Origin of the sequence: Acidipropionibacterium virtanenii, from assembly GCF_003325455.1 — a bacterium.
Lineage (GTDB): Bacteria > Actinomycetota > Actinomycetes > Propionibacteriales > Propionibacteriaceae > Acidipropionibacterium > Acidipropionibacterium virtanenii.
Genome location: NZ_CP025198.1, coordinates 2,904,630 through 2,921,091, shown reverse-complemented (window position 1 = coordinate 2,921,091; position 16,462 = coordinate 2,904,630). Strand labels below are relative to the sequence as shown.

Annotated in this window: 14 protein-coding genes, 1 tRNA gene and 1 other RNA gene; 8 read left to right on the top strand and 8 right to left on the bottom strand. The window is 70.4% G+C overall.

Annotation, left to right across the window (positions count from 1 at the left end):
* Positions 1-21: 21 nt before the first annotated feature.
* Both JS278_RS13565 and JS278_RS13560 read left to right on the top strand, forming a co-directional pair.
* Positions 22-960 (top strand): ABC transporter ATP-binding protein, encoded by a 939-nt coding sequence (locus JS278_RS13565; RefSeq protein WP_114045654.1) that lies wholly within the window; start codon positions 22-24, stop codon positions 958-960.
* Positions 957-2,573, top strand: a complete 1,617-nt coding sequence (locus JS278_RS13560; RefSeq protein WP_114045653.1) for an ABC transporter permease — start codon at positions 957-959, stop codon at positions 2,571-2,573. Before JS278_RS13565 ends, JS278_RS13560 begins: the two co-directional genes overlap by 4 nt.
* Here JS278_RS13560 and JS278_RS13555 read toward each other — a convergent pair.
* The 4 genes from JS278_RS13555 to JS278_RS13540 all read right to left on the bottom strand — a co-directional run bounded on the left by JS278_RS13555 (position 2,545) and on the right by JS278_RS13540 (position 5,377).
* Positions 2,545-3,927, bottom strand: coding sequence for an APC family permease (locus JS278_RS13555; protein WP_114045652.1), 1,383 nt, complete (start codon positions 3,925-3,927; stop codon positions 2,545-2,547). The two genes, JS278_RS13560 and JS278_RS13555, sit on opposite strands and share 29 nt — an antisense overlap.
* 38 nt (positions 3,928-3,965) lie before the next feature.
* Complete coding sequence (locus JS278_RS13550) at positions 3,966-4,718, bottom strand: endonuclease III domain-containing protein (RefSeq protein ID WP_114045651.1); 753 nt, start codon at positions 4,716-4,718, stop codon at positions 3,966-3,968.
* A 170-nt stretch (positions 4,719-4,888) separates the two neighbouring features.
* Positions 4,889-4,976, bottom strand: a tRNA-Ser gene (locus JS278_RS13545).
* 38 nt (positions 4,977-5,014) lie between these two features.
* Positions 5,015-5,377: an RNA-binding S4 domain-containing protein gene (locus JS278_RS13540; RefSeq protein WP_114045650.1), complete on the bottom strand. Its 363-nt coding sequence runs from the start codon at positions 5,375-5,377 to the stop codon at positions 5,015-5,017.
* Between the two features lie 111 nt (positions 5,378-5,488).
* Between JS278_RS13540 and ffs the strand changes: the two genes are divergently transcribed.
* The 6 genes from ffs to JS278_RS13510 all read left to right on the top strand — a co-directional run bounded on the left by ffs (position 5,489) and on the right by JS278_RS13510 (position 11,028).
* Positions 5,489-5,585, top strand: an RNA gene (gene ffs / locus JS278_RS13535) — signal recognition particle sRNA small type.
* A gap of 94 nt (positions 5,586-5,679) precedes the next feature.
* Entirely contained in the window at positions 5,680-6,036 is a 357-nt protein-coding gene (locus JS278_RS13530; RefSeq protein WP_114045649.1) for a hypothetical protein, read from the top strand.
* A gap of 243 nt (positions 6,037-6,279) precedes the next feature.
* Positions 6,280-9,114: a DNA polymerase III subunit gamma and tau gene (locus JS278_RS13525; RefSeq protein WP_425451513.1), complete on the top strand. Its 2,835-nt coding sequence runs from the start codon at positions 6,280-6,282 to the stop codon at positions 9,112-9,114.
* A 113-nt stretch (positions 9,115-9,227) separates the two neighbouring features.
* Positions 9,228-9,557, top strand: coding sequence for a YbaB/EbfC family nucleoid-associated protein (locus tag JS278_RS13520; protein ID WP_114045648.1), 330 nt, complete (start codon positions 9,228-9,230; stop codon positions 9,555-9,557).
* 293 nt (positions 9,558-9,850) lie between these two features.
* Positions 9,851-10,471: a recombination mediator RecR gene (gene recR, locus JS278_RS13515; RefSeq protein ID WP_114045647.1), complete on the top strand. Its 621-nt coding sequence runs from the start codon at positions 9,851-9,853 to the stop codon at positions 10,469-10,471.
* A 242-nt stretch (positions 10,472-10,713) separates the two neighbouring features.
* The gene (locus JS278_RS13510) at positions 10,714-11,028 is read left to right on the top strand and encodes a thiamine-binding protein (RefSeq protein ID WP_114045646.1); all 315 of its coding nucleotides are present in this window, start codon (positions 10,714-10,716) and stop codon (positions 11,026-11,028) included.
* A gap of 451 nt (positions 11,029-11,479) precedes the next feature.
* Here JS278_RS13510 and JS278_RS13505 read toward each other — a convergent pair whose 3' ends face one another.
* From JS278_RS13505 to JS278_RS13495, 4 genes are all read right to left on the bottom strand, one after another.
* Entirely contained in the window at positions 11,480-12,709 is a 1,230-nt protein-coding gene (locus JS278_RS13505) for an MFS transporter (protein WP_114045645.1), read from the bottom strand.
* Positions 12,710-12,854: 145 nt separating this feature from the next.
* Complete coding sequence (locus JS278_RS16215) at positions 12,855-13,265, bottom strand: hypothetical protein (protein ID WP_220149979.1); 411 nt, start codon at positions 13,263-13,265, stop codon at positions 12,855-12,857.
* Entirely contained in the window at positions 13,262-14,719 is a 1,458-nt protein-coding gene (locus tag JS278_RS13500; protein WP_220149978.1) for a glycoside hydrolase family 35 protein, read from the bottom strand. Before JS278_RS13500 ends, JS278_RS16215 begins: the two co-directional genes overlap by 4 nt.
* A 59-nt stretch (positions 14,720-14,778) precedes the next feature.
* Positions 14,779-16,383 carry a threonine/serine exporter family protein gene (locus JS278_RS13495; protein ID WP_147243220.1) on the bottom strand — a complete coding sequence of 535 codons (1,605 nt, stop codon included), beginning with the start codon at positions 16,381-16,383 and terminating at the stop codon, positions 14,779-14,781.
* Between the last annotated feature and the right edge of the window lie 79 nt (positions 16,384-16,462).

Below are 16,462 nucleotides of genomic sequence, written 5' to 3'. Positions count from 1 at the left end.
ACCCGAAGGCGGACCCGCACCATGAATGACGTGCCCCTCGACTGCCGGGGACTCGAGAAGTCCTTCGGCCGCACCCGAGCACTCGACGGATTCGACATGCGGGTGGAGGCCGGTGAGGTCGCCGGATTCCTGGGACCCAACGGAGCCGGCAAGTCCACCACCATCCGCATCCTGCTGGGCGTGCTGCGCGCCGATGCCGGTCGCGCCCGGGTGCTGGGCTCCGATCCCTGGTCCGACGCCGTGGCGCTGCACCGCCGGATGGCCTACGTGCCCGGCGACGTCAACCTGTGGCCGAACCTGTCGGGAGGCGAGATCATCGACTACCTCGTCGGGCTGCGCTCGGCGGCCTACCGGCGCTCCAAGCGGTACCGGGCACGGCGCCGGGAGCTTCTGGAGAGCTTCCGGCTGGACCCGACGAAGAAGGCCGCCGGCTACTCGAAGGGCAACCGGCAGAAGGTCGCCCTGGTCGCCGCCCTGGCCTGCGACGCCGAGCTGTACCTCTTCGACGAGCCCACCTCGGGCCTCGACCCCCTCATGGAAGCGCTGTTCACCGCCGAGCTGGCCCGCCTCAAGGCAGACGGCTGCACGGTGCTGCTGTCCAGCCACATCCTGGGGGAGGTGGAGAAGGCCTGCGACACCGTCACCATCATCCGCGACGGCCGCACCGCAGAGGCCGGACGCCTCGACGAGCTGCGTCACCTGCGAGGCGCCGAGGTGTCGGCGAGTGTCGACGGCGACTCCGCCAGACGGATCGGCTCTCTGCCCGGCGTCCATGGCGCCGCCGTCGACGGCGATCGGCTGTCCTTCACGGTCGAGGACGCCGGTGTGGTCGGGGTGCTGGGGGCCTTGGCCGACGCCGGGGCGCGAGGGGTGAGCGTCGAGCCGATCAGCCTGGAACGGCTCTTCCTGGATCACTACGAGGAGAGCTCCCCGCGGGAGCCTCAGGCGGCCCGACGATGACCGCGCTGACCGGGACCCTGCGGATCCTGAGGTGGGGGCTGCGCCGCGACCGGATCCGGATCCTGCTGTGGGGCCTCGGAGTCGCCGCGACCACCGCGGCCACCGTCCCGGCGGTGCGCGACGCCTACCCGGACGCGGCGGCGCGGATCGCCCGCGCCGAACTGTCGCGCACCCCTGGAACTGTGGTGATGACCGGCCCGTTCTTCGGGGCGGGCGCGCCCGGATCGGCCCACGACCCGGGTGTGGGCGCCGTGGTCGTCAACGAACTCGGCGTCTTCCTGCTGGTGGCGGTGGCCGTCATGAGCATCCTCGCGGCGGTGCGTCACACCCGCGCCGACGAGGAGGCCGGACGTACCGAGCTGGTGCGTGCCCTGCCCACCGGCCGGGCCGCCCCGGCGACGGCGGCGATGCTGCTGGTGGCGCTGATGAATGCGCTCCTCGGTGCGGTGATCGCGGGATGCCTGGCGGTCACCGGACTGGACGTCGTCGGATCGGCGGCCTTCGGGGCGTCCTGCCTGGTCACCGGGCTGGCCTTCGGGGCGCTGGCGCTGTGCGCGGCCCAGCTGACCGGGCACTCGCGGTCGGCGAGCGGGATCGGAATGGCCGTGCTGGGGGCGCTCTTCCTGGCGCGGGCGGTCGGCGACGTCGACGACCCGTCGGGCGGCTCGTGGCTGTCCTGGCTCTCACCGATCGCCTGGGCCCAGCAGATCCGCGTCTTCGACGACCTGCGGCTGTGGCCCCTGGGGCTGGGGGCGGGGCTGGCCGTCGTCGCGCTGGTCGTGGCGGCGGTGTTGGCAGGTCGACGCGACCTGGGGGAGGGGCTGCTGCCTGGACGTCGTGGACGGGCGGCGGCGCCGGGGCGTCTGCGCTCCCCGGCGGGCATGGCGATGCGGCTGCTGTGGCCGTCGGCGGTGGCGTGGACCGTCTCCCTCCTGGTACTCGGTGCGGTGTTCGGCGGTCTGGCCGGCGCGATCGAGGATCTGGTCGCCGAGTCGCCGGACATCGCCCGCTGGCTCGGCGGGTCCAAGACACTGCTGGAGTCCTACGCGGGGCTGGTCGCCGCCTATCTCGCAGCAGCCGTGACGGCGCTGGCGGTTCAGATGGTGCTGAGACTGCGCGACGAGGAGATGACCGGTCGCATCGAGCACCAGATTGCGATGGGGGCGAGTCGCACTGGCGTGATGGGCGGCTGGCTGGGGGTGACGTCGGTCGGGCTGGTGCTGGCGCTGCTGGGCTCTGCGGTCGGGCTGGGCGCGGGAATGACCGCCGCGATGGAGGACCGGGCCTGGTTGTGGCGCCTCATCGGCGCGACCCTCGGATATCTGCCCGCGGTGCTCGCCGTCATGGCGCTGGCCGCCGCGCTGGTGGGGCTGGTGCCCCGAGCCTCGAGGGCCGGCTGGGCGATGGTCGGATGGACGGCGGTCGTCGTCTTCTTCGGGGAGCTCTTGGATATTCCTGACGCCGCGGCCGACATCTCGCCGGTGGCGCTGACGCGGATGGTTCCGGCCGAGGCGTCGTCCGTGGCTGTTCTGGGAGGGCTGTCAGCCTCCGCCGTGGTGCTGTCGGCTGTCGGGCTGTGGGGATTCAGACGGAGGAATCTGACGGGCGCCTGACCATCCGGAAGGTCAGGACCCCCAGGCCGACGACCAGCCAGATCGCGGCCACGGCGACGGCCGGGTGCGCCGCCAATGACAGCACGGCCAGGATGATGAGGGCCCCGATCACCGGGATCACGATGTGGGGGATCGGGTGAGAGGTGCGGCGACCGCGAACGAAGTAGCCGATCACCGCGGCGTGCAGGAACAGGAATCCGACCAGCGCCCCGACGGTGACCAGCGAGGAGAGCAACTCGAGACCGTCGGGGCGGACCGCCGCGGTGACGGAGATGACCAGCGTGAGAACGGCCGTCACCAGGACGGCGTTGCGCGGGGTCCGGGTGCGCGGATCGATCCTTGCCAGAGCGCTCGGAAGGGTACTGTCCCGGGCCATCCCGTAGATCAGCCGACTGGCCGCCGCCTGGGCCACCATGGCGGAGAAGACCGGCCCTATCGCCTTGACGACGGTGACCGTGGTGCCCAGCCAGGTGCCGATCTGGGAGCCGAGCAGTTGGTAGAAATCCGTGCCCTGATCTCCCGGGTGGGCGGCGAGATATGCCGGAGTCCTCGGCGACAGCAGGGCGGCGAGGTACGTCTGGGCCGCGAACAGCCCCCCGGCGAGCACGAGACAGACCACCAGGGCTCGGGAGACCTGCCTGCCCGATCCGGTGGTCTCCTCGGCGAAGCCGGCGATGCCGTCGAAACCGAGGAAGGACAGCACCGCGATCGAGACCGCTCCGATCACGCCGGCGAGGTCGAAGCCGCCCGAGCCGACCAGCGGGGACAGCCAGGGGCGCTGAGGTCCGTGATCCGCCAGCACGACGATCGCGGCGACGATGAAGACGGCCAGCATCGCGATCTCGATCCCGAGGACGATGAAGCTGATCGTGGTCGTCGTCCTGATCCCGGCGAGGTTCAGACCCGTCATGAGCAGGATGCTCGCCGCGGTGAACATCCAGGCCGGTACCGCGGGAATGAGGTGATGGGCGGCGATCCCGAGGATCAGCGACATCATCGACGGCATGAACAGATAGTCCAGGCCGAGCATCCACCCGGCGATGAACCCGGGCCGGCGTCCGAGGCCGGCCGAGGCGTAGGCGAAGACCGATCCGGCGAGCGGGACGGCCCGGGACATCCGGGCGTACGACCACGCTGTGAAGGCCACGGCCACGGTGGCGATGATGAAGACCAGGCTGATCGCCCCGTGACTGCGAGCATCCAGGACGCCGAAGGTGCCCATCGGCGAGGTGGGGCCGATGAACAGCAGTCCGTAGACGATGAGGGTGGGCAGGGTCAGGCTGCGTCGTAGTCCGGAGTCGGCCACCGGGCTCGCGCCGGCCCGCGACGGTGCTGCGAGCTGTTCACTGCTCATTCGATGCATTTTCCTCCGGGATCCGGGACGACTGCCCGTCATGCGCGGTCGGGCGCGTGGTGCTCCACCGGTCCCGAGGCGGACGGCTCCTTCAGCAGCAACCGGCGCCCGGCCAGCGGGCCGGCCGCCCATGCGGCATCGCTGGTGCAGTGGCGCTTCCCGTAGTCATCGACCAGCCCGTGGAACTCCTGCCATCCCGCCAGATCCAGATCCACGTGGCGGCTCACCAGGGACGAGAGCGCGTCGTAGCTGCGGGGAACCGGGGCGCCCAGCCGGGCCAGCAGCCGTCGTGAGTAGGTGTCGGCGACGAAGACTCCCCGGCCCAGTAGATACAGCATGATGACGTCGGCGGTCTCCGGGCCGATCCCCCGAAGAGCCCGCAGCTCCGTCCGAAGATCGCCGGTCGGGACGCCGGGCAGCACCGGGGCGGCGGCCAGCAGGGCCGAGGCCGCGACCGGGGCGCCGAGCCGCGGGCCCGTCTGGCCCAGGTGGGTGGTCCACCACCCGCACAGGCCGCGCAGGGCACGCTCCTTGGCGGTCTGGAATCCCGAGCTTCGGATGAGCGCGATGAGTTCCTCGGGGGTGGTGGCCAGCAGCTCGTCGGGGGAGAAGATGCCCGCGTCGCGCAGCGAGGCCAGTGAGCCCTCGACATTGCGCCAGTTCGTGTTCTGCACCAGGACGCAGCCGACCAGGATCTCGAAGGGGGAACTCACCGTCCACCAGGTGGTGCGGGGGCCCAGGTGATCGCGCAGGGCAGCGGGGAGGTCGCGCAGCTGGAGGGTCGAGGGCATCGTCCCGATGCTACGCGTGGGGTCCGCCCGCAGATGCTGGTGGCCGGGTGCGCATATCACTAGCTGGAGCGCGGGGATCCGCACATACCTTTCGGATCGAGGCCTCCAGCTAGTGATATGCGCACGGTATGACCATGAAGAAGCCCCTCGCCGTGATGACGAGGGGCTGGTGGCGGAGGATACGAGATTCGAACTCGTGAGGGCGTGAACCCAACCCGCTTTCCAAGCGAGCGCCATAGGCCTCTAGGCGAATCCTCCGCCGAAGAGAGTACCGGTTCGTCGCTGGAGACGCCAAATCAGCGGTTCTCGCGGCCGCGCAGCTGTTCGATGTCGCGGCGATCCTTCTTGGTCGGCCGGCCGGCTCCGCGGTCGCGACGGGCCATCGGTGCCGAGAGCCATTCGGGACGGGGCGCCGAGATGTCCTCGTAGGCGTCGACGGCGATCCTGGCGCCGACCCGCTTGCTGATCGGGTTCACCACTTTGAGCACCCGGTCCCAACCGGGAGTCTTGATGGTCACGAGGTCGCCCGGTCTGACCTCCTTGGCGGGCTTCACCGGGTCGTCGTTGAGGCGGATGTGACCGCCCTTGACGGCATTGGTGGCCAGCGATCGGGTCTTGAAGGCTCGTACCGACCACAGCCAGACATCGATCCTGGTCATCGGTCCTCCTTCGGGCGTCCACAACGGTGGGCCCGATTCTGCCACCGCCCCGCTCCGGGTGACGGCGGGTGTCGGCAGGAGCGGAGGGGTCGTCAGTTGATATATACTGCAGGTGGTTCCCCGTGCGGCGGCATCCGTCCGAACCCCCCCAGGACCGAGAGGTAGCAAGGGTAGGTCGGCTCTACCGGGTGCGCGGGGAGCCCTTTTTGCGTTCACGGCCTGCGCACCCGACTCCGCACGGTGCCCTCGGTGATGGGTTTGCGCGGACGCATAGCGTGGGCGTGACGTCTTCAGGAGATCCAATGACCGAAAGCCGCATCATCACCAGCAATCGGGCCGGGGTGATCTGGAGCGGGATCACGTGGGCCTGCGTCCTGCTCTTCCTTCCCGCGGGGCTTGCCTCGATGGCCATGCAGACCCTGCTCCCTGCGAACCTGGGGTATCCGCAGCTTGATGCGCCGGCGGGGATCCCGGTCTGGCTCAATCGGCTCGTGCTGGTCCTGGACATTCTCGTGTTCGCGATCCCGGCGGTGGTCGTGACCCTCAGCAACAAGAAGGCCAAGCGTCTCGGTCATCGGGTCAAAGGCGTGGTCGCGGGTTCCTGGGGAGTCTTCGGACTGGTCGCGGCGATCGCCCTGCTGCTGTGGTTCTTCGGGTGACTGGCGAGCGTGGAGGGGCTGTGCCGAGCACGGACGCGGACCTGACCGGGTTCGGGGAGGAAGCGAGCCCTGGCGAGCGTGGAGGGGTCGGCCCCTCCGCTGACAAAACTGTCGGCCGGGTCAACTAGGGTTCGGTCCGTGGACGAGGACTACGACCCGACGGCCGGCGAGCCGAGTGAGGACGATCGTCTCGACGACTACGTCCAGGACGGGCCCGACCTCTTCGGTGGCGAGTCCGGGCCGATTCCCGAACCGGACCCCGATGCCGAGCCCGTTCCCGCCGATGACGTCGACGACGGCATCGGTGAGGATGCCGACGCCGCGTACGGCGGCCCCGAGACCCCGATCGAGTCCGAGGGACTGGAGTCCGAGGAGGATGCCGAGCCCGGAGACCTTCCGCTTCCCCCGGTCGAGGAGACAGAGATCGAGGAGACAGAGCCGGAGCCCGAGGTGGACGTTCCCGGGCCGGAGCCGGCCGATGACGTCCCCGAACCGCCGCTGGCTCTCTACCGGCGTTACCGGCCCGAGACCTTCGACGAGGTCATCGGCCAGGAGCACGTCACCGAGCCGCTCAAGCGCGCCATCATCAACAACCGCGTCAATCACGCCTACCTGTTCTCCGGGCCGCGAGGCTGCGGCAAGACCACCAGCGCCCGGATCCTCGCCAGAGCACTCAACTGCGAGAAGGGACCGACGCCCACGCCGTGCGGTGTCTGCCAGTCCTGTCGCGATCTGGCCCGGGGAGGCTCCGGATCGATCGACGTCATCGAGATCGACGCGGCCTCCCACGGCGGCGTCGACGACGCCCGTGACCTGCGGGAGCGGGCCTTCTTCGCCCCGGTCGCCTCCCGCTACAAGATCTACATCATCGACGAGGCCCATATGGTCACCACGCAGGGCTTCAACGCCCTGCTGAAGCTCGTCGAGGAGCCCCCGCCGCACGTCAAATTCATCTTCGCGACCACCGAGCCCGAGAAGGTCATCGGGACCATCCGTTCGCGCACCCATCACTACCCGTTCCGGCTGGTGCCGCCGAAGACGCTGGTGACCTATCTGGAGCAGATCTGCCACCAGGAGGGCATCGCCGTCGATCATGCGGTGCTGCCCCTGGTGGTCCGCGCCGGCGGCGGATCGGTGCGCGACTCCCTGTCGGTGCTCGACCAGCTGCTGGGCGGGGCGCAGGCCGACGGCGTCTCCTACGAGCAGGCGGCGGCGCTGCTGGGGTACACCCCCGATGCGCTGCTCGACCAGATCGTCGACGCCTTCGCGGCGGGCGATGCCCACGAGGTCTTCGCCACCATCGACAAGGTGATCGAGGTCGGTCAGGATCCGCGGCGGTTCGCCGAGGATCTGCTGCGCCGGATGCGCGATCTGGTGATCCTGGCGGCGGTGCCGGACGCCTGCACGAGCGGGCTGATCGACGTCTCCCCCGAGCAGGCCACCCGGCTGTCCCATCAGGTCGCCGGGCTGGGGTCCGGGGAGCTCACCCGGGCCGCGGAGGTGCTGGCGACCGGGCTCACCCAGATGAGGGGGACGACGGCGCCGCGGCTCCACCTGGAGCTGATGTGCTCGCGGATTCTGCTGCCCGGGGCCGACGCCGGGGATCGCGGATACAGCGCTCGTCTGGATCGCCTGGAGCGCCGGATGGGGATGGATGATGGCGGGCCTGAAGGGGCTCCCGAGATTCCCGCACCTGGGCCGGAGGTTCAGGACGCGGTTGCCGCGCCGAACACTGAGCCGGTGGAGACGCCGCAGCCCCGGCAGTCCTTCCAGCAGCCCTCCCAAGGGGCTGGCGACCGGGCTGTCGCCGAACCCGCCACCGGACAGCCGTCCGCCGAACAGCCGTCCGGAATCACTGCGCCCTCCTCCCAGCCTTCCACCCAGTCCTCCGCCCCGCGGACGCGTCGTCGGCCACGGCCGAGCAGCCAGGACTATGCCCCCGGCGGGCGGTCTCCCGAACCCCGCCAGGAGCAGTCCCGAGGGGAGCAGCCCCCGCAGGAACAGCCGCAGCAGCGCCAGCCCCAGCAGGATCGGCGACAGGCTGCGGAGCGTCCGTCCGCGCCACGGCCCGACGCGGTCGCCGGTGCTCAGAGCGAGGGGGGGACGGCCCCGTCAGGGGGGGGCTCCTCGGGCCGGGGGCATGTCGATATCGCGATGGTGCGTCGGGCCTGGCCGCAGGTCCTCGACGCCGTCCGGGCGAAGCGGAAAGTGGCCGGGATGGTGCTGTCCCAGTACGCGCAGGTGATCGAGGTGCACGGGCGCACCGCGACCGTCGCCTTCGCCAACCCGGGCGCCCGTGAGATGTTCGAGAGCGGTCCGGGGCAGGCCATGCTCCACGACGCGGTGATGGACGTGCTGGGGGCCGATCTCACCTTCACCCCGGTGCTCGGTGGGGGGCAGGGGCCGACCGGTCCGGCTCAGCCTGGACCGTCCCGGCCCGATCCTGACCGGCCGGGTCCCCCCGGACCCGGAGGAGGATACGGGCCGGACAACGATCCCGGATACGGCCCGGGACCGGAGCCGGGCGACCCACAGGGAGAGCCCCCGGGCCCTTCTGAGCCCGGCCGCGAGCAGACCGATCGTGACCGGGCGGTGGACGTACCGGTCGGCCCTGACGGTGTTGTGCCGGGAGCTTTCGGCCCTGACGGTGTTGTGCCTGCTGGTGCGGTGCCGGGTCGGCCCGAGAATCCGGCCGGCCCGGTTCCCGGAGGCCCGGAGGCGGCGTCAACAGGTCGGGGGACTCCGCCCGCTGCGGTGACGCCACCGAGCGCACCGAGCCCGGCGAGCACATCGACCCCGCCCGAGCAGGAGGTGGGAGACCCGGTTACCGGGGGTGATGCCGGCGCGATTGACGAGGCGGCCCGCCGCGCCATGACCCACAGGTGGTCGGAGCGCGCCAAGGAGCGCATCCGCGCGATGTCCCACCACGTCGAGGAGCCGCCGTCTCCGGATGAGGTTCCGGAGGAGGCGGACTGGACGGACTCGGAGATCGTGGAGTCGCCCAGCCAGTCCCCGGCGCAGCTGATCATGGCGGAGCTGGGCGGAGTGGTGATCGACGACCCGCTCGTACAGCAGTAGACGCCCGGCCGGAGACCGGGCGGCTGGGATGCGTGCGGCCTGTCGGGTAGTTTCATTGGCATATTGGATGACGACGTCCCCGCGGTTCGCCCGGGGGCTGTGAGGGGAACCGCATGACCACTCCCGAGGGCGGCTTCGACATGAGCGGCTTCGATATGAACGGCCTGCTGGCCCAGGCTCAGGCGGTGCAGGCCCAGTTGGCGCAGGCCCAGCAGGAGCTCGCCGCCGCGACCTTCGACGGCAGTGCCGGTGGTGGCGTGGTGACGGCCACTGTGAACGGGTCGGGGGAGCTCCAGTCACTCAGCATCAAGCCCGAGGTCGTCGATCCGGAGGACGTCGAGACGCTGTCCGATCTCATCGTCGCCGCGGTGCGGGACGCCTCGGCGAAGGCCACGGCCAAGCAGGCCGATCTGGTTCCGAAGATTCCCGGCCTGGGATTCTGAGCGGTCGCGGGCCCGACCTGTCCGGGGAGGCGGCGAGCGCCTGCGGACCCGAGCCGCTGCGGCGGGCCGGCGACGCTGACCGGACCGATGACGGAACTCTCGCTCGGGAAGGCGGTGAGCGCCTGCGCGAGCATGGAGGGGCTGCGCTGAACACGGACGCGGACCTGACCGGGCTCGGGGAGGAAGCGAGCCCTGGCGAGCGTGGAGGGGTCGCTCCCTCCATTGACAGTATTGTCTGTGGGGCGCCGTAGCATTGCTGTGGTGGTCGGGGACGGCCATCGGAAGGAGCCCAGATGTACGACGGTCCGCTGCAAGACCTCATCGACGCCCTCTCCCGGCTGCCCGGGATCGGCCCGAAGGGGGCGCAGCGCATCGCGTTCCACATTCTCGACGCGTCGGACGAGGAGGTGGACGCCCTCGCCGACACCCTGCGCGAGGTCAAGGAGAAGGCGAAGTTCTGCTCGGTGTGCTTCAACGTATCGGCCGACGAGACCTGTCGTTACTGCCGTGACTCCCGGCGCGACCAGTCGGTGATCTGCGTCGTGGAGGAGTCCAAGGATGTCATCGCGGTGGAGCGCACCCGGGAGTTCCGGGGGCTGTATCACGTCCTCGGCGGGGCGATCTCCCCGCTGGACGGCAGGGGCCCGGCGGATCTTCACATCCGGGAACTGTGTACGCGGCTGGCCGACGGCGTCGTCACCGAGGTGATCCTGGCCACGAATCCGAATCTCGAGGGCGAGGCGACGGCGTCATACCTCTCCCGGCTGCTCTCTCCGATGGGGGTCAAGGTGTCACGGCTCGCGTCGGGTCTTCCGGTCGGCGGCGACCTGGAGTATGCCGACGAGGTGACTCTCGGCCGTGCCTTCGAGGGTCGGCGCTATGTCAGCTCGGAGCCCGACGCCCGCACCGCCTGAGGCAGCGGCGAGCCCTGACGGGTCTGGAGGATGGCGTCACTGAGCGGATGACCTCTCCGTCAGCCACTAGCAGGGACCTGTGCCCAAGCTTTGCTGTGTTTCGGCTTTGCGACAGCAACTCTGGATGCATCCTCGCGCTCGTGCTCGCTCCCTGCCAGAGCTGGAGACGCAAAGCGAACACATGGCAAAGCGAAGGCACAAGGTATCTCGGGGGTCGTCACCCGGTTGACTAGGATTGCCTCATGATCGCAGCATTCAGTCTGGTACCCAGTGGTGGACGGGCCTCCCGGGAGGACGGCGGTGTCGCCGAGGCGGTGGCCGCAGCTGTCGCGGTGATCCGCGAATCCGGTCTGCCGAACCGCACGAACTCGATGTTCACCGAGATCGAGGGCAGCTGGGAGGAGTGCATGGACGTCGTCAAGCAGGCCACCGAGGCGGTCGCCGCATACGGCACCCGGGTGTCCCTGGTGCTCAAGGCCGACATCCGTCCCGGGCGCACCGGTGAGATGACCGGCAAGCTGGAACGCCTCGAGGCCGAGATCGCCAAGAAGGCCTGACGGCCTCCGGCCACCCCGGCCCTGGCCCACACCCCCAACCCGCCAGAATCCACGCAGCGCCAGAGTGTGAACGTAGCGCCAGGAATTTCAGGCGCTGCGTTCACACTCTGGCGCTGCGTGCGGGATGTGGCATGAAAGGCCCTGAAGAAGGCCCTCGCCAGATGCGTCTGTCCGTCGAAGTCCGACCCAGCTCTGCCCCCAGTCCGCTACCGGCGACACTGTCACCTCGCCACCGACAACCCCGTCCAGTCCCGCAGCTCAGTGACGTGCCACCCTGTCAGTGAGTTTTCACTTCGGCAGCGGTATACCGCTGCCGAAGTGAAAACTCACTGCCGAAGTCGAATCGGACGCCGGGCTCAGGGGATCGGGGTATCAGGGGGCGGCAGGCGTCAAGGCGGTTTCAGCGTCTCTGGCGGTCTCCTGGTCAGGGTTCCATAGGGTCCGGGCAGGTTCAGGCGGTCTCCGGGTCAGGGGTTCGACGTCGTCCCCCGGCCCTGACCAGGGGCACCAGGGCCAGCATGACGAGCGCCCCGGCGGGCAGGCTGAGCAGCGCCCAGCGCAGGCTGACGGCGTCGCCCAGAGCCCCGATCCCGATGGGGAAGAGCATGAAGCCGAGACGCATCACCCAGGTGGCGACGGTCAGGCCCACCCCGGCGCGCACCCCCGGTAGGCTGTCGGCGACGTCCATCGCCAGCGGGATGATGGTGGCCACGCCCCAGCCGGCCGCAGCGAATCCGATGAGAGTGGACGTCGTGCTCGGCCAGGCGATCGCCGCCGACATCCCGACCAGGCAGACCACCGAGCCCTGGGCCACCGCGAGCGGCTGTCCGAACCGGTTGACGATGCCGTCCCCGACGAGCCTCCCGGCGGTCTCGGCGATCATCAGGATGGTGAATCCCATTCCGGCGATGAACGGGGTCGGGTCGAACTGGGCGTCCATGTAGAGCGGGGCCCAGGTGGAACCGCCGATCTCGATGCCGCCGGCCACCGCCCCCAGCAGTCCCAGACCGATGATGAGAAGCCAGGTGGGGGCCGGGACCCTGCCGTGGTTCCCGCGACCGCCGGCGTCGGGACGCCCGGTTCCGGTGTCGCGGCCTGGGAGCATGAGCGACCAGGACAGGGCGCACACCAGGGCGAGCGCCACCAGGGTGATGCTCGCCTGCAGGTTGATGTCGACCTTCCACTGGGCCATCGCCGACCCGATGAATCCGCCGAGCACCGCGCCCACCGACCACCAGCCGTGGAAGGTGTTGATGATGGAGCGCCGGTACATCTCCTGGACCCGCAGCGCCTGGTAGTTCATCGCGGTGTCGGTGACGGCGTCGAAGGCGCTCATGGCGATCATCGCCACGAAGATCCACCCCACATGGGGCGCGTTGGCCATCACCAGCAGGCCGGCTGTGGAGAGGATCTGCGGCCAGGCCGCCACATTCCGCGATCCCAGCCGGGCCATCAGTCGGGCGGTTGCCAGACCCAGGGCCAGCCCGCCGACGGGCCCCAGACCGATCGCCAGCCCCCAGATCGTCTGGGAGGCCCCCAGATCCGCCTTGATCTCGGGGTAGCGCGGGATCAACGAGGCGAAGGTGAGGCCGTTGGTGGCGAAGAGCAGCAAGGTGCCCATCCGGGCTCTCACCGCCTGGCGGGGTGGGGTGAAACGGGTGGGGGAGGCGGCGGAGGTCACAGCGGACCAGCCTACGGCCTCATCGCGGGCCCGGGCATCGCCGGGTGACGGCAAGAACTCGTTCCAGAAGTCCTCGAATGATGTCGACGACGCCGGATCAGGGGTTCTGGAACCAGAATTTGTCGCCCGTGGTCGGAGAGCGGCTTCAGAACTGTTCGATGTACTCCTCCGCAGACCCCAGATCGGGCCGCTCCCGCAGCTCCAGAGTCGCACCCAGATGCTCGGTCTCCAGGATCGTGACGGTGTTCTCGCCGGCCTGCAGCAGGGGTGCCGGGCAGTACAGGCTGCGCTGGGGGCCGCCCTCGTCGTACCGCCCCAGCAGGAAGTCGTTGATCCAGCAGTAGCCCCGGCCGGAGCCGGGCAACAGGATATGGGTGTCGGCGGGCTCCTCGACGTGGAAGGACGCCGTGGCGAAGCCGGCCCCAGTCCCGGCTCCGGTCCCGGTCCCGGCTCCGGCCGGATCCGCCACGCCGCCGCCGGAGGCTACCGCCCGAGCCAGTTCTCGTCGACCCCAGTCCTGCAGCGGCACCGCCCAGTTCCGCCAGCCGTGGATCATCCTGCGATCCACCAGCACCGGCCCCAGCAGGCCCTTCGGCGCTCCCAGCAGGGGGCCGTAGTTGATCCGACCGTAGGCCCGACCACCAGGTGGAGGTCGACCCGGGCGCCGTGCCCCTCGACGGTGATCTCCCCGGGCCCCTCCAGGGAGCCGACCCGTTGCCCGTCGACGAAGAGCGTGGCGCGATCCGCCAGGTCGGTCAGGCGCAGGGGCACCCGGCCGTGGGGCAGTACGGGGCGGCTGAGATGCACCGAGATCCCCGCGTTCAGTCGTAGCTGCTCGAAGGAGGCCGGCGCCGGGGTCCGGGCGGTCGGCATCCCGGTGACCAGCAGGCCGCCGAGCAGGTCCGAGGCGGCCAGCAGCGGTGCGGAGGTCTCGGGCAGGAACCGTGGGGTCCGGGAGCGCACCGGCCCGGTGGCGCCGAGCGCCTCCCGGAAGGCGTCGAACTTCGGCGTCAGCCTCCCGTCCTCGCCGATCGGGGCGTCGGAGTCGTAGCTGGTCACCGTGGGCTGGATGCGCCCGTGATCCTCGTTGGAGCCGGCCCACAGGCCGAAGTTCGTGCCTCCATGGGCCATGTAGATGCTCACCGAACCGGCGTCGAGGATCTCCGAGAGGGCGGCCGACGCCGAGGCGGCGTCGCGCACGTGATGCTTCTCGCCCCAGTGGTCGAACCATCCGCCCCAGAACTCCGCGGCCAGGAAGGGCTCGCCGGGCCGGCGCGAGCGTTGCAGTTCGCGGGCGGCGGCGGCCCCGGAACCCAGTGTCACGGCGGCCAGCGTGCCGTCGAGGGTGCCGCCGTCGAGCATCAGTTCGGTGGGTCCGTCGGCGGTGTACAGGAGTTCGTTGATGCCACGCTCGATCAGGACGGTGCGCAGCCAGGTGAGATAGCCGGCGTCGTCGCCGTAGGAGCCGTACTCGTTCTCCACCTGGACGGCGACCACCGGTCCGCCCTGGGACGCCTGCAGGGCGGCGATGCGGGGGATGAGTTCGTCGAACCAGCGGGCCACCGGTCCGGTGAAGCCCGGGTCGCTGCTGCGCAGCGCCAGGCGGCGCCGGCCGACGCCGTTCTCGGCGGCGGTGCGGCGGGTGAACCAGCTCGGCAGGCCACCGTTCGTCCACTCGGCGCAGATATAGGGGCCGGGGCGCACGATGACGTCGAGACCCTCCTGGCCTGCCAGCGAGATGAACTCCTCGACGTCGCGCCAGCCGCCGAAGTCGGCCGGACGGCCCTCGTCGGGCTGGTGGAAGTTCCAGGCGATGTAGGTGTCGACGGTGTTGAGCCCCATGTCGACGAGCCGGCGGATCCGGTCGCGCCACTGGCCGGGGTGGACGCGGAAGTAGTGCATCGCGCCGGAGAGGATCCGGTGGGGCGCGCCTCCACGAGTGAGCGCGCCGTCGTCGGTGATGCGCAGCAGGGCGCCATCTGCCCTCGTGGGGGCGGGGTCTTCGGCCATGACTGAAGGATAGGGGATCGGCCGTGCCCGCCGGGCCGGACCGCAGCGCGTTGACCTGTCTACGCTGGTGCGCCGGGCTGGCCGCGGTGCTGTCGATGACGGTGGTCGTCCGGATCGTCGTCCCGGCCGCCGGACCCGTCCTGCGCCGCCGGGACTGAGGCGGTTTCGGGTGCGGGGCGCGGGGTCCGGCGGCGGTGACGCCGGGGCACCCAGTCGCGCGGCACCGCCGAGCCGCGGAACCAGGACGCCATCACCGCGCGCCGGGTGCGGTGGTCGGCCGGGATCGCGATCGGTCGGGCGGCCAGCGCTCCGAGGCTCGATCCGGCCGCCAGCGCCACGCCGACGAGCAGGGACTGGGCCAGTACCTGGGTGCCGTCGTCGGGGGCGGGAATGCCCAGCTGCCCGGCCATCACCATGTACAGGCCGCGGTAGAGCATCATGCCGGGCATCAACGGGACGACGGCGATTGTCACCAGCGCCACCTGGGGCACCCGCCAGCGCTTGGCCGCCGAGGCCGACACCAGGCCGATGAGGCAGGCGCCGAAGCCCGAGGCGATGACCATCGAGTCGGTGAGCCGCATCCCGACGAGGTAGCCGGCCCAGCCGAGAGCTCCCAGGAGCCCGGTGACCCCCAGGGTGCGGGGTCCGGAGTGCGAGGTGGCCCCGAAGGCGATCGAGGCGATGGCGGAGGCGACGATCTGCACCCATGGGGCGCTGGTCCACACCAGAGTGGGCGAGATGTATCCGGGGACACCGAGCTTGAGCCCGAGCCACAGTGTGGTCATCACCCCGAAGGCGATGCCTCCGGTCTGCATGATGACCTCGAGGAAGCGCCCGGAGCTGGTGACGTAGTAGCCGTCCAGCGCGTCCTGGGCGGCGGCCACCGCCCCGGTGCCCGCCAGCAGGGAGATCATCCCGGCGGCCACCACCAGCGAGGGCGACAGGTCCAGTCTCATCCCGGTGGCGGTGCGCAGCAGCATCATGCCGAGTGCGACGGCGGTCGGGATGGCGCCGCCGACGGCCTGCACGAAGAAGTTGGCCACCCGACGCCGGGCCAGACCCTGGACGGCGACGTCGACCAGGCAGGTGGCCAGGAAGGCGATGAGGACGTCGAGCACCGATGCGCCGTAGAGGGCAGCCATGGCGGCGCCCATCACGCCCATGTTCACCGTGACGAACCACTTCTTGTACAGCCTGGGGGCGGTCATCAGGTCGTTGAGCCGCTCCCGGGCCCCGGCCGGCTCGCCTCGCCGGTGGCTGACGTCGTCGACCAGCTGCTCGAGACGGCCCAGGCGCTGGTAGTCGGCGGTGCGGGTGCGGACCACCCGCAGTGCCGTGATGGGGTCGTCGTCCAGAGAGCGGTGCTGGGTGACGATGACCGAGGTGTTGGTGATGTCGACGTGGACGTTGATGCCGTAGGCGTCGGCGATCCGCAGCCCCATGGCGATGGCCTCGGCCGACGAGGCGCCCACCGAGACCGCCATCACGGTGATCCGCATGATGAGGTCGAAGACCTCCCGGGCCTGGGCGGCGGCCATCTCGTCCTCGCGCACCGAGGCGAGGTCGCGGCTGGGGGAGAGGGGGTGGCCGTCGCGCAAATACCTGTTCAGGGGCCCTCGCCATCCCCGCCCGCTGCGCGGCGTCCCGCCCCGTTGCCCCGACACCGCCGCCACCCCTTCCGATCTCCCCGCGCGCCGCGTCCTACGGCGTCCGGGAGGTATCACCACGTCATTCCAGCACGAC

Coding starts and splice junctions, on each gene's coding strand:
- JS278_RS13565 (WP_114045654.1), top strand. CDS start 22: ATGAATGACGTGCCCCTCGACTGCCGGGGACTCGAGAAGTCCTTCGGC.
- JS278_RS13560 (WP_114045653.1), top strand. CDS start 957: ATGACCGCGCTGACCGGGACCCTGCGGATCCTGAGGTGGGGGCTGCGC.
- JS278_RS13555 (WP_114045652.1), bottom strand. CDS start 3,927: ATGAGCAGTGAACAGCTCGCAGCACCGTCGCGGGCCGGCGCGAGCCCG.
- JS278_RS13550 (WP_114045651.1), bottom strand. CDS start 4,718: ATGCCCTCGACCCTCCAGCTGCGCGACCTCCCCGCTGCCCTGCGCGAT.
- JS278_RS13540 (WP_114045650.1), bottom strand. CDS start 5,377: ATGACCAGGATCGATGTCTGGCTGTGGTCGGTACGAGCCTTCAAGACC.
- JS278_RS13530 (WP_114045649.1), top strand. CDS start 5,680: ATGACCGAAAGCCGCATCATCACCAGCAATCGGGCCGGGGTGATCTGG.
- JS278_RS13520 (WP_114045648.1), top strand. CDS start 9,228: ATGACCACTCCCGAGGGCGGCTTCGACATGAGCGGCTTCGATATGAAC.
- recR (WP_114045647.1), top strand. CDS start 9,851: ATGTACGACGGTCCGCTGCAAGACCTCATCGACGCCCTCTCCCGGCTG.
- JS278_RS13510 (WP_114045646.1), top strand. CDS start 10,714: ATGATCGCAGCATTCAGTCTGGTACCCAGTGGTGGACGGGCCTCCCGG.
- JS278_RS16215 (WP_220149979.1), bottom strand. CDS start 13,265: ATGATCCACGGCTGGCGGAACTGGGCGGTGCCGCTGCAGGACTGGGGT.
- JS278_RS13500 (WP_220149978.1), bottom strand. CDS start 14,719: ATGGCCGAAGACCCCGCCCCCACGAGGGCAGATGGCGCCCTGCTGCGC.